The 12207-nt window shown below is 48.2% G+C and carries 8 protein-coding genes and 1 tRNA gene; 5 read left to right on the top strand and 4 right to left on the bottom strand.

Going from position 1 to position 12207, the window contains the following annotated elements; all coding sequences use genetic code 11:
• The first annotated feature begins 36 nt into the window (after window positions 1–36).
• From EOE65_RS09430 to EOE65_RS09450, 4 genes are read left to right on the top strand one after another with little or no spacing between them, the layout of a single operon-like run.
• On the top strand, window positions 37–1527 hold the full coding sequence (locus EOE65_RS09430) for an N-6 DNA methylase (RefSeq protein WP_127694071.1): 1491 nt from the start codon (window positions 37–39) through the stop codon (window positions 1525–1527).
• A gap of 5 nt (window positions 1528–1532) precedes the next feature.
• The gene (locus tag EOE65_RS09435; RefSeq protein WP_164847066.1) at window positions 1533–3308 is read left to right on the top strand and encodes a restriction endonuclease subunit S; all 1776 of its coding nucleotides are present in this window, start codon (window positions 1533–1535) and stop codon (window positions 3306–3308) included.
• Window positions 3305–4666 carry a DUF262 domain-containing protein gene (locus EOE65_RS09445; protein WP_127694073.1) on the top strand — a complete coding sequence of 454 codons (1362 nt, stop codon included), beginning with the start codon at window positions 3305–3307 and terminating at the stop codon, window positions 4664–4666. Before EOE65_RS09435 ends, EOE65_RS09445 begins: the two co-directional genes overlap by 4 nt.
• Window positions 4632–6575 carry a DUF262 domain-containing protein gene (locus EOE65_RS09450; protein WP_127694074.1) on the top strand — a complete coding sequence of 648 codons (1944 nt, stop codon included), beginning with the start codon at window positions 4632–4634 and terminating at the stop codon, window positions 6573–6575. Before EOE65_RS09445 ends, EOE65_RS09450 begins: the two co-directional genes overlap by 35 nt.
• A 618-nt stretch (window positions 6576–7193) precedes the next feature.
• On the opposite strand, the gene EOE65_RS09455 is transcribed toward EOE65_RS09450, so the two are convergent.
• The 3 genes from EOE65_RS09455 to EOE65_RS09465 form a co-directional block, all read right to left on the bottom strand.
• Window positions 7194–7270, bottom strand: a tRNA-Val gene (locus tag EOE65_RS09455).
• A 68-nt stretch (window positions 7271–7338) separates the two neighbouring features.
• The gene (locus EOE65_RS09460) at window positions 7339–7977 is read right to left on the bottom strand and encodes a response regulator (RefSeq protein ID WP_127694075.1); all 639 of its coding nucleotides are present in this window, start codon (window positions 7975–7977) and stop codon (window positions 7339–7341) included.
• Complete coding sequence (locus tag EOE65_RS09465; RefSeq protein ID WP_127694076.1) at window positions 7955–9334, bottom strand: cache domain-containing protein; 1380 nt, start codon at window positions 9332–9334, stop codon at window positions 7955–7957. The genes EOE65_RS09460 and EOE65_RS09465 overlap by 23 nt, the downstream gene beginning before the upstream one ends.
• 265 nt (window positions 9335–9599) lie before the next feature.
• On the opposite strand from EOE65_RS09465, the gene EOE65_RS09470 reads away from it, so the two are divergent.
• A complete protein-coding gene (locus EOE65_RS09470; RefSeq protein WP_127694077.1) occupies window positions 9600–10046 on the top strand; it encodes a hypothetical protein in 447 nt (148 codons plus the stop codon).
• Between the two features lie 25 nt (window positions 10047–10071).
• Here the strand turns inward: EOE65_RS09470 and uvrB are convergent, their stop codons facing one another.
• A complete protein-coding gene (gene uvrB / locus EOE65_RS09475; protein WP_127694078.1) occupies window positions 10072–12087 on the bottom strand; it encodes an excinuclease ABC subunit UvrB in 2016 nt (671 codons plus the stop codon).
• Between the last annotated feature and the right edge of the window lie 120 nt (window positions 12088–12207).

Genomic DNA, 12207 nt, shown 5'->3' on the forward strand with positions numbered 1-12207 from the left:
CAGCCCTAACGCTGCCCATGAGTTAAAGAGAGAGTTATGTCGATCAGTTCTGTAATCAAATCCATTCAAGATATCATGCGCAAAGATGCCGGCGTCGATGGTGATGCGCAGCGCCTTGGCCAATTATCATGGCTACTGTTTCTGAAAGTGTTTGATGCCCAAGAAGAGCTACTGGAGTTTGAGCAAGACAACTACCAAGCCCCGATTCCTGCAAAATACCTATGGCGCAACTGGGCAGCCGATGAACAAGGCATTACCGGTGATGAACTGCTCGATTTTGTGAATGATGACCTCTTCCCCGATCTTAAAAACCTAGTCGCACCGATTGATAAAAACCCGCGCGGCTTTGTGGCCAAAGAAGCCTTTAGCGATGCCTTCAACTACATGAAGAACGGCACCCTACTGCGCCAAGTGATCAACAAACTCAACGAGATCGACTTTACCGACTCGAACGAGCGCCACCTGTTTGGCGATATCTACGAACAAATACTGCGCGATCTACAAAGCGCCGGCAATGCCGGCGAGTTTTACACCCCGCGCGCCGTTACCCGTTTTATCGTACAGATGATCGACCCACAGCTAGGCGAATCTATCTTTGACCCCGCCTGCGGCACCGGTGGCTTTTTGGCCTGTTCCTTCGACCACGTAAAAGAGCACTATGTATCAACCGGCAGCGACCACCAAACCCTACAACAACAGATACGCGGTGTAGAAAAGAAGCAACTGCCGCACCTACTCTGTACCACCAATATGCTGTTACACGGGATTGAAGTACCGGTACAAATTCGCCACGCCAACACCCTGAACAAACCACTTTCAAGCTGGGAAGTGGAAGATCAGGTGGATGTGATTGTCACCAATCCACCCTTTGGCGGCACCGAAGAGGACGGGATTGAAAAGAACTTCCCATCGGAATACCAAACCCGCGAAACTGCCGACCTGTTTTTACAGCTGATTATCGAGGTACTCAAAACCAAAGGCCGCGCCGCCGTGGTGCTGCCCGATGGCACCCTGTTTGGTGAAGGTGTTAAAACCAAAATCAAAAAACTGTTATTGGATGAGTGTAACCTTCACACCATTGTGCGCTTACCCAACTCCGTGTTTGCGCCCTACACCAGCATTAAAACCAACATCCTGTTTTTTGAAAAAGGCGAACCCACCCAAGAGGTTTGGTACTACGAGCTACCGCTACCAGAAGGCGTAAAAGCCTTTAACAAAACCAAACCGATGAAGCTAGAACACCTAGATAACTGCCGCGATTGGTGGGGCGCAGGCGACACCCTAGCCGAGAAACGCCACCGCCTAAACCGCGAAGAAAACGAGCAAGCATGGAAAGTCAGCCTTGATGAGATTATCCAGCGCAACTACAACTTGGATATTAAAAACCCCCATCAGGTCGAACAGGTGGTTCACGACCCCGAGCAACTGTTAGCCGACTACCACCAGCAGCAAGCCGAGATAGGCCAGCTACGCAGCCAGATCAAAGAGATTCTAGCCGCCGCGTTTAACCGCAACGCAGGGGAATAAACGCCATGTCCCTTAATGTACAGCACCTACTGACTGACCATATCGACCTGTGGACAAGCGCTATTGAAAACAAAAGTAGCGCAGGCCGAGGCAGCAGCCGCAAGCAAACTCTATATGGCATTAAAAAACTGCGCGAGCTGATATTAGAACTGGCCGTGCGCGGCAAGCTCGTACCCCAAGACCTCAATGATGAACCCGCTTCGCAACTGCTCAAACGTATCGCAGCTGAGCGAGATCAGCTGGTAAAAGAGGGCAAGATCAAAAAACCGAAAAAACTGCCTGAGATCAGTGACGAGGAAAAGCCGTTTGAACTGCCGGAGGGATGGGAGTGGGTTAGTTTAAGTCACCTCGGATTTTTCACCGGAGGAAAAACACCAAGTAAATCGAATAGTAGATTTTGGGGTGGTGAAATTCCTTGGGTCACTCCAAAAGACATGAAAGCCGATTACATTTCTGGCGCACAAGATCATGTAACTGCCGAAGCCTTAGGCACCGGCTTATCCGAAATACCTCCTAGAGCCTTATTATTTGTTGTCCGTAGTGGAATTTTAAGACGAAAATTCCCAGTAGCCATTACTAAATGTCATTGCACAATAAACCAAGATCTCAAAGTATTGAGTCTCTATGATAGCTCTATTTGTGAGTACATATTGCTAATGATGCAAGGGTTTCAAAGTCATATTTTAAGCAATCTAACCAAAACCGGTACAACCGTAGAAAGTATTCAGTTCGAAAAATTTTCTAGTTATTACTTTATGTTCCCTCCAAAGCAAGAACAACACCGCATTGTCGCCAAAGTCGATGAACTGATGGCGCTTTGCGACCAGCTAGAGCAACAAACCGAGCAACAACTCGATGCCCACCAACAGCTGGTGGACACCCTGCTCGACACCCTCACCCAAAGCCAAAACGCCGACGAACTCGCCGATAACTGGGCGCGCTTAAGTGAACACTTCGACACCCTATTCACCACCGAAGCCAGCATCGACCAGCTAAAACAAACCATCTTGGAACTGGCCGTCATGGGCAAACTCGTCCCCCAAAACCCCAACGACGAACCCGCCAGCGAACTGCTCAAACGCATCGCCGCCGAAAAAGCCCAACTCATCAAAGACGGCAAGATCAAAAAACAGAAACCACTACCGCCGATTAGCGAAGAAGAAAAACCGTTTGAACTGCCGAAGGGATGGGAGTGGTGTCGGTTGCAGGAACTTCTACCGCAATTCCAAAATGGAGCGTCTAGTCGAGGAGATAAAACAGGCAGCGAGGTGGTCGTTTTAAGACTCGCAGATATTAAGAATTGGAAAGTGTCTCTAGCTGATACACGCAGCTTAGTTATATCAAGTGAATCTATAGCCAAATACTCATTACTCAGTGGTGATGTTTTGATCATCAGGGTAAATGGAAGCGCAGATATTGTGGGGCGTTTCATCACCTGTGGGCAGGACTTTGACGCTATCTATTGTGATCACTTCATTAGGATGCGCTTTCCTATTGAATGCTTGTCATCATCCTATTTATCACTACTTGGTTCATCTAGTCTTGTGCGTCAAAGAATTGCTGATATGTTCGTAAGTACAGCTGGGCAAAAAACCGTAAACCAGACTCACATCGGATCACTTTGTATTTCTTTACCTCCGATGAAGGAGCAGCACCGAATCGTCGCCAAAATCGACCAACTGATCACCCTCTGCGATCAACTCAAAGAGCGCCTAGCTGAAAGACAACACACCCAACTACAGCTTACCGATACACTGGTTACAGAGGCGCTTAACGGATGAGCCAACAGTCGCAAACAAATAAAGTTCCAACCGCCGAGATTCTCTCCGTTAAATCGTTGTTTAGTCGCGCTTTAACAATTCCTGAGTATCAACGCCCTTACAAATGGCAAGAACAGCACGTTAACCAACTTCTGGACGATCTGATCTATCACCAGAATAAAAACACCTACCGTTTAGGTACAGTTGTGCTCCACCAACATAGTACACATAACGATGAACGCCATGTTGTTGATGGTCAGCAGCGTCTAGTTACCTTGGCTATTATTTGCCACCTGCTCAAGGTTGAGGAGTTCGCCCCCACATTCCTCAATCAGATGTTTAGCGCTTCCATTACGCAACAAAATGTGAAACACAACGCCGCTGTTATTAACAGCAGGCTGGCGTCAAACGATACTAACAGAGCCGCTTTAAAAGAGTTCATTTGGGAGAAGTGCCAATTCGTTTGTGTTACCCTCCACGATCTAAGCGAAGCTTTTCAGTTTTTTGATTCTCAAAACTCGCGTGGCAAGGCCCTTGAACCACACGACCTCCTCAAGGCATACCACCTACGTGAGATACCCGATAGCGCAGAAGCTATCAAATTAAAATGTGTTGAGGATTGGGAAGCCGATATCAGCCCCTCTAAAGAAGGCATATTACCCCTGCACAATATCATGGCGGACTACCTCTTCCGCATTCGCCAGTGGTCAATAGGTGAGTCGGGCATTAAATTTGATAAAGAAAAAATCGACGTTTTCAAAGGCGTGAATATAGATAGTGTCACCTATCCTTGGGCCGAGTCGCTTAAAGCAACCGATTGTATGGTTGCTCATTACAACGCTGAAATCTCTCGTCGCTGGGACAGAGCACAACGTAAATACCCTTTTCAGCTGACCCAACCTATGATCAACGGGCAGCGCTTTTTCGAGTATGTTCAGCATTATATACACCTCTGGACCGACCTATTTATTACGCCACATCCTCAGTTAGAAGATATCCTTAACCAGATCACCGGCCCTAATGCCTATGCGGGACATTATCGCGTTGGGGACCATTACATAAAAAATCTGTTTTTCTGTGCCGTGATGTTTTATTACGACAAATTTGCCGATGCCGAACTCGCAAAAGCCGCCCAGCTTTGCCTACGTTGGGCCTATAAAGAACGTATTGAAAAACAGCGTATTTCATTAGCAAGCGCTGACAACTTAGCGACAGATACCAATAGCCTGTTTCGTCGTATACAACGGGCTCAGCACCCCCATGAAGTGCTGTCGGCCTATATAGAGCCACCGCACCGCTTTGACGCCTCAAAAATGGAAAAGCTAATGGCATACGACCCTTTTTTTGCGAAACCAGAAGGTAAGAACAACGATGAATAACCCTTCAAACGCTACGTTTTTATCTATTGGTGAGCTATTTGAAAACGGCGAATACATAATCCCCATTTACCAACGTAACTACGCGTGGGGCGCACCTGAAATAGAGCAGCTGCTTCAAGATATTTGGGATATGGCCAGCGAGAGCCGTGGTCAACCTTACTACTTGGGTAGCCTGGTCGTTCATAAACGAAAAGACGGTAAATTTGAAACCATTGATGGGCAACAACGCCATACCACACTAAGCATCATCTTAGCGGTGCTTAAATCTTTATCGATTCAAAAGACAATTGTTACACCCAACCTAGCATTTGAGTGCCGAGACCGATCAAAAGATACATTAGCGTATTTATTCTCAACAGAAGGTGAGCCGAAAACTAATGCCGAGCTTGAGCCCGCGATGCAAGCTGCAAAAGAGGTCACCCAAAGATTCTTAAATAGTAAAGAAATCACCAAAGCGGTACTACTGAGTCAGTACCTCTTAAAAGACGTGAAAATATTACGTGTTGTAGTGCCCGAAGATACTGACCTTAACCACTACTTTGAAATCATGAACAACCGTGGCGAGCAACTCGAAAAGCATGAAGTGCTCAAAGCTCGGATGATGGGGATACTTCAAAACCAAGAAACTGACAACAAAGGCGGCGAAATGAGTACATTCTCAAAAATCTGGGATGCTTGTGCAGAAATGGACCGTTACTTTGTTATGAGTTTTACGCCTGACGTTAGGAAAAAGCTTTTCACTGATGCGCTCTACTGTACACACCGCACCTTCGAAGACCTCTGTAACGTGCTGTCTTCTTTACAGGAAAATGCTTCCTTTAAAACGCTGGAGGAGCTGATCAAGGATGCAACCCTTGCTCCGATAGGCAAGAGCGAATCTAGTAATGAATATGAAGGGGCGTACGCAGGCATCATCAACTTCCCTAACTTCCTTTTACACGTGTTACGTATTAAAGCACCCCAAGCTTCATTAGATGATAAGAAACTGCTAACTACTTTTGAAGAATACATCAAAACGGCTGACGATGTTAAGGGCTTTGCTCGTGATCTATTTACCTGTCGCCAGCTTTTAGACCGTTATATTATCAAGCGCTACAACGATGAAAAATGGAGTTTAAGAGCTTTAAAGCTAAGTAGCGATGGCTCGTCGGTGGTTCCTGAAAACAGCTTTGAAGAGCTTAATGAGTCGTTGATCATGCTAATTTCAATGTTCCATGTCTCCTATCCAAACCAGTCGCGTAAGTACTGGCTGTCTGGCGCTCTGAGCTACCTCTATAAAGCCAGTAAGAACAGTACGCTAGTTGATAAGGGTGAATACTTAGGGTTCTTAGAACAGCTAAGTGACCGCTTTTTCTTTGGCCGCTTTTACACCAATAAAGCATTAGAGTATGACGACATACTTCTTCTTGAGAAATCTGTTCCTTACTCAGCGGAGTCCAAAAAGCTGAATGATGACTACTTACATAGAGGTACCAGCACACCTAACTTTATCTTCAACCGACTGGATTACCTATTATGGAAAAGACTAAAGGCTGACGAAAGCACTAAAAGCGGTAATCCGAACTATATCAAAGCAAGACTAGCTAATTTCAGCTTTACAACCCGAAGCTCCGTTGAACACTACTACCCCCAAGACCCAGTAGGCGATAGTGATCGCTTTGAGAGCGATAATCAGGCCGAGAGCGTTGACCGCTTCGGCAACCTATGTCTGATCAGCGCAAGCCGAAACTCAAAATTAAGCAACCATCTTCCTCATGCTAAAAAAGAGTATTACGCAAACTCAAACATAGTCGAAAGCTTAAAACAGGTATTCATGATGAGCTATGACGAATGGGGACCCAAGCATCTACACAGCTTGGATGAGCATGAGAAAATGATCATTGAAGTTCTGCTTACGCGTTGTAAATAAGCAACACTACTGTGACTCACATCAGCATGATTTGTTAAGGAAAACCAATGCATGTATTAAACAAAAAATATGAAAATCCCTGAACCATGAGTGTCTAACTGGCCTACTACTCATGGATTTGGCGTGGAAAGCATATTGCTTTTCATACACAGCGCTTCACCGCTTCAACTGTACTGAAGCTTCGTCAGGTATTAGCGCTCTGAATGGTTAAGTGGATATGCTCCATGGCAGTGACACTACTGATGTAAAATAGAGATCTATCAAACTTCAGCCACCTAGCAGCTAAATCATCTCTGTGCGGAATAGCCCTTCCTACAAACCTAACAGCATTAATGATAAATCAATCAAACGCTACTTTTGACACCTAAAGTGAGCAGTTTCCAACTGTTCAGTAACAATATAACTGCATGTAATACAAAGACTTTACAGAAATGACACTGACATTTTCACCTCAGCAAAATGTACAGACTGTTCAAAAGTGCAGAACCGTAGGTGATACAGCCTTAATTTCCCAACAAAAAAGCAATGCCATTTGCTGACATATTGCTAACACAGGAAAGCAGATACAAAAACAGCCGCTCGGCGTTACCCGTAAGCGGCTGTTTTTGTGAAGAATTCTGGTAGGACTAGGCAGATTCGAACTGCCGACCTCTACCATGTCAAGGTAGCGCTCTAACCAACTGAGCTATAGTCCTAAAGCGTGGTGCGTATTATAGAGATGCGCGGTTGCAGCGCAACCGTTTTTTCACACTTTTTTGGCAGTCTAATCAATTATTCCGTGCTCTATCGCAAACTTGGTAAGGCCTGCGGCTGTGTGGATATTGAGCTTCTGCTTAATGTTCTGGCGGTGGGTCTCTACGGTACGTACCGAGATATCTAAACTGCGGGCGATCTCTTTGTTACTGCCGCCCTCGGCTAGCAGGCGCAGCACCATCTCTTCACGCTTGGTGAGCTGATCGCGGCGGCCATTGGTTGGTTGCGTTTTGGTTTGAGTTTCATCGAGTAGCGTTTCGGTGGCTTTGGGGCAGAAGTAACTGCCGCCTTGGTAGACTAGCTCAATGGCTTTGATCAACTCATCAGAAGACACATCTTTCAGCACATACCCCGCCGCGCCTGATTGCATGAGCTGCATAATGTATTCACGGTTTTCGTGCATCGATAAGATCAGGATTTTCATAGCCGGGAAGCGTAAACGCAGCTCTTTAGAGGCCTCTAGACCGCTCATGACCGGCATAGAGACATCCATCAACACCACATCAGGTTGCTCACTTTCGGCAACGGATAGGGCTTCGAGCCCGTTAGAGGCTTGGCCAATCACGTTAATCGACGGGTGGTCACTTAAGCAGGCATTGATTCCGTCGCGTACTAACGGGTGGTCATCAACTAACAACACGTCGATCATGCTCTCTCCCCAAATACTGTTCGAGTGGCAGCCGGACTAAAATAGTCGTCCCATTGCCCTGTTCTGATTTAATAGTAAGCTCTCCGCTCAGCAGTTCAATGCGGTCGGTCATATTTAGTAGCCCAATACCGCACTCCTCTGCTACGGGCGTGATGAAACCGCACCCATTGTCAGCCACGCAGGTGTAGATATCGCCCTCTTTCTCCCAAATACGCAGGTTCACCGCTGTCGCTTCAGCGTGTTTCTCTGCATTGTGCAGCGCTTCTTGAATCGTGCGATACAAGGTAATCTCGATATCTTCGGGCAGGCGCTCATCCGGTAGCTGCATATTCGTTTTGATCACCCAGCCGGTGCGCTCTCGATACTCAAGCAGCAAGCTATTAAGCGCTGATGCTAGCCCCATATCATCCAGTAGGCTTGGCCGCAGATCGTGGGATACTCGGCGTACCTCTTGAATTGCGAGATTAAGTATCTCAAGCGCTTTGTCGATCTCTTGGTGCGCGGGGTTTGCTGCTTGGCCCAGCTTGCGCATGGCAAGCTCCATCCGAAACTTAGCCGATACCATGAGCTGGTTGATGCCATCGTGCAGTTCCCGCGCAAAGTGGCGGCGCTGATTCACCTGAAATTGTACGGACTTGTGAGCCAGTTGACGGATGCGACGGCTCGCAATCCGACTCTCGTGCAGGTTAAACGCAACCCCAACCGTGACGATAATAACAATGGATAACGCGGCCACTAGAATGACAGAGAAGAAAGCGCTGTGGATATTGTGCGTTACCTCTTCGCGCGCTTTGGTCACATCTGCGGCGATATCGTCAACATATAGCCCAGTGCCAATCATCCACCCCCAGCGCGGCAACGTGACCACAAACGCCAGTTTATCTACCGCCCCGCCATCAGTGGGTTTGTGCCACATATAACGATGATAACCGCCCTCTTTCGCCACACTGAGTAGATCGCGGATAACATAATCACCGGCGACATCACGCAGGTTATAGAGGGCTTTGCCTTCAAGCTCGGGAAGTGTCGGATGCATGAGGTTGACGCCTTGAGCGTCGTAGACAAAAAAGTAGCCGTTATCACCAAATGTAAGGCCACGCAGGATACGCAGCACCTCTTGCTGGGCTTCTAATTCGTGCATCCAGGTTGCTGAAAGCACTGGCGATAGCGATGTCATCGCCAAGTCCATATAGTTTTGCAGTTCGGAACGCTTTGATGCGAGCAGGTTCTCTTCAAAGGTTTGAATCTGCGTTGCTGCCAGCTCTCTGGCTTGCTTAAGGTTGACGTATGTTATCGTCGCTGTGACAAAGATCAGCGGGATGATAGCCATCGCTAATACTTTGATTTTTAGCGGCATTTGAGGGTCTCTCAGTTAGCTATACGATGCGATATGGCGCAGGGGTAAAGCGCAACTCACACACCGAGGATTTATCAGTGCACCCACTCTCGCCTATCGGCGTTCTAACTTCAACGTTTGATTTGATAAATCTATAACTAAAGTTGTTTGCAGTCTGCGCCGATTAAGCTTATAAGTACGCTGTGTAAAACGTAACCAATCGATTGTTCTGTAGTTCGCCACACCCGCTATACTGTGGTTAGGGTTACAGATTAGGTAACTAGGCATGAATGCGGGTCTCACCCAAGGCTATATACGGCACCCCCAGCAGATTCCAGCTGACGTATCAGCATCTGCCGCCCCAGCTATCACCTCAAAAGAAGCGCTTGCCGATAACCATGTAGGCATCAGCTTCACCACCCAACGCTTCTACGCATCGGGCAAACACCTCAAAGTGTGCATCAAGGTCAGCCAGCCCTATTTTAGCGCCGTGGGGAAAGTTGCATGGTGTATTCCAGAGCCTGATGGGAGCTTCACAACCGGCATCGTGTTTGATGGTGATGAGATCGCTTACTCGGCACGAATGGCCGAGCAGATCTGCCATATCGAGCAGTACCGACGTGATATCGAATGCAATGAGGGCCGCAAACTATCTGCAGAAGCGGCCGCTGCAGAATGGATTGTTTTGTACGCGCACGACTTTCCGGGTCTTAACTCCATTACCCACCGTTAAGCCGCACGCTTTAAAACTTGCGAGTTTATGTGGCAGCGTGCTTTAAGCGCTCTAGCTCATCACGGTACTTGGCAGCCAGTTCAAACTCTAAGTTCTTCGCTGCTTCATACATTTTGTCTTCCAGCTGGCTCATCGCCTTCATCAACTCTTTGGTCGATAGCGTTGCCGCATCCACTTGATAATCGCCCGCTTTATCCGCCGCTTTCTTAGCGGTACGTGCCGCCTTACGTCCAGGTACCGTTGTAGCCCCTTCCATAATATCGGCAATCGATTTGACGATACCTTTTGGCGTGATGCCATGCTTTTCATTGTGCGCCATCTGCTTCTCACGGCGGCGCTCGGTCTCGTCAAGGGCGCGTTGCATCGAACCCGTAACACGATCCGCGTAAAGAATCGCTCGACCATTCACGTTTCGTGCGGCGCGGCCAATGGTCTGGATCAGTGAGGTTTCAGAACGCAGGAAGCCCTCTTTGTCGGCGTCTAGGATAGCCACCAGCCCCACTTCTGGCATATCGATACCCTCACGCAGCAGGTTGATACCTACCAGCACATCGAACTCACCAATACGCAAGTCACGAATAATCTCAACGCGCTCAACGGTATCGATATCTGAGTGCAGATAGCGCACTTTAACGCCATGTTCGGCGAGGTACTCGGTTAAATCTTCAGCCATCCGTTTGGTCAACACCGTCACCACGGTGCGCAGTTTCTTGCTTACCATATCTTGGATTTCTGTGAGCAGATCATCCACTTGGGTGGAGGCAGGTTTAATATCCACCACCGGATCAAGCAAACCTGTCGGGCGTACAACCTGTTCGACCACCTGCCCAGCGTTCGCCGCTTCATACTTACTGGGCGTTGCCGAAACAAAGATCATCTGCGGTGCGAGTGCTTCCCATTCCTCAAACTTTAAAGGGCGGTTATCGAGTGCAGATGGCAGGCGGAAGCCATACTCCACTAGCGTCTCTTTACGGGAGCGGTCGCCTTTATACATGGCACCTAATTGAGGAATCGTCACATGAGATTCATCGATCACAACCAATGCATCGTCAGGCAGATAATCGAAGAGCGTTGGTGGTGCATCGCCGGAGTCGCGGCCAGAGAGATACCGCGAGTAGTTCTCGATCCCAGAGCAGTAGCCTAGCTCCATGATCATCTCCATGTCATACATGGTGCGCTGTTCAAGCCGCTGTAGCTCCACGAGTTTATTGGCTTTTTTAAGCTGTTCTAATCGCTCTGCCAGCTCAACTTTGATTTTATCAACCGCACCCACCAGTATATCCCGCGGGGTAACATAGTGCGTTTTAGGATAGATCGTGGTGCGTGGCACTTGGCGCAGCACCTCGCCGGTTAGCGGATCAAAATAGCTGAGGTTTTCCACTTCGTCATCGAACAGCTCAATACGTACTGCCTCGCGCTCAGATTCGGCCGGGAAGACATCAATCACATCGCCGCGCACACGATAGGTACCACGATGGAGTTCAATATCGTTGCGGGTGTACTGCAGCTCAGCCAGACGACGCAGAATCTGGCGCTGATCAGTCTCTTCACCACGATCAAGGTGCAACATCATCGACAGATAGGATTGCGGATCACCCAAACCATAGATCGCTGACACTGTCGCAACAATAATCGCATCATCGCGCTCTAGCAGCGCTTTGGTCGCCGAGAGTCGCATCTGCTCGATGTGGTCGTTGATGGAGGCGTCTTTCTCGATAAAGGTATCCGAAGCAGGAACATAAGCTTCCGGCTGGTAGTAATCATAGTAGGAGACAAAATACTCCACCGCGTTATCGGGAAAGAACTCCCGAAACTCGCCATAAAGCTGCGCCGCCAGCGTCTTATTGTGGGCCAGGATAATCGTTGGGCGCTGCGCTGCAGCAATCACATTCGCTATCGTAAAGGTCTTGCCCGAGCCAGTCACACCGAGCAAGGTTTGCGCGGCTAAACCCGCATCAATGCCCTCTACCAAGCCTTTTATTGCCGTGGGCTGATCACCTGCGGGGGCAAACGGCGAGTTAACCTTGAAACGCTGCTTCATATCTGCTGACTACCTCAATGATCGCGGAAGAATCGAACAGTATAACGATGATGACTCCGCGCTGACCACTTAACCTGTTGATGGCGGTGGTATGTTGATAACTAAGTCTTGGCCCGCTCC

Source organism: Neptunomonas marina, assembly GCF_004005935.1.
Classification (GTDB): Bacteria; Pseudomonadota; Gammaproteobacteria; order Pseudomonadales; family Balneatricaceae; genus Neptunomonas; species Neptunomonas marina.

Excerpts from the sequence above, each read along its gene's own strand:
- EOE65_RS09430 (WP_127694071.1), top strand. The coding sequence starts at position 37 with ATGTCGATCAGTTCTGTAATCAAATCCATTCAAGATATCATGCGCAAA.
- EOE65_RS09435 (WP_164847066.1), top strand. The coding sequence starts at position 1,533 with ATGTCCCTTAATGTACAGCACCTACTGACTGACCATATCGACCTGTGG.
- EOE65_RS09445 (WP_127694073.1), top strand. The coding sequence starts at position 3,305 with ATGAGCCAACAGTCGCAAACAAATAAAGTTCCAACCGCCGAGATTCTC.
- EOE65_RS09460 (WP_127694075.1), bottom strand. The coding sequence starts at position 7,977 with ATGATCGACGTGTTGTTAGTTGATGACCACCCGTTAGTACGCGACGGA.
- EOE65_RS09465 (WP_127694076.1), bottom strand. The coding sequence starts at position 9,334 with ATGCCGCTAAAAATCAAAGTATTAGCGATGGCTATCATCCCGCTGATC.
- EOE65_RS09470 (WP_127694077.1), top strand. The coding sequence starts at position 9,600 with ATGAATGCGGGTCTCACCCAAGGCTATATACGGCACCCCCAGCAGATT.
- uvrB (WP_127694078.1), bottom strand. The coding sequence starts at position 12,087 with ATGAAGCAGCGTTTCAAGGTTAACTCGCCGTTTGCCCCCGCAGGTGAT.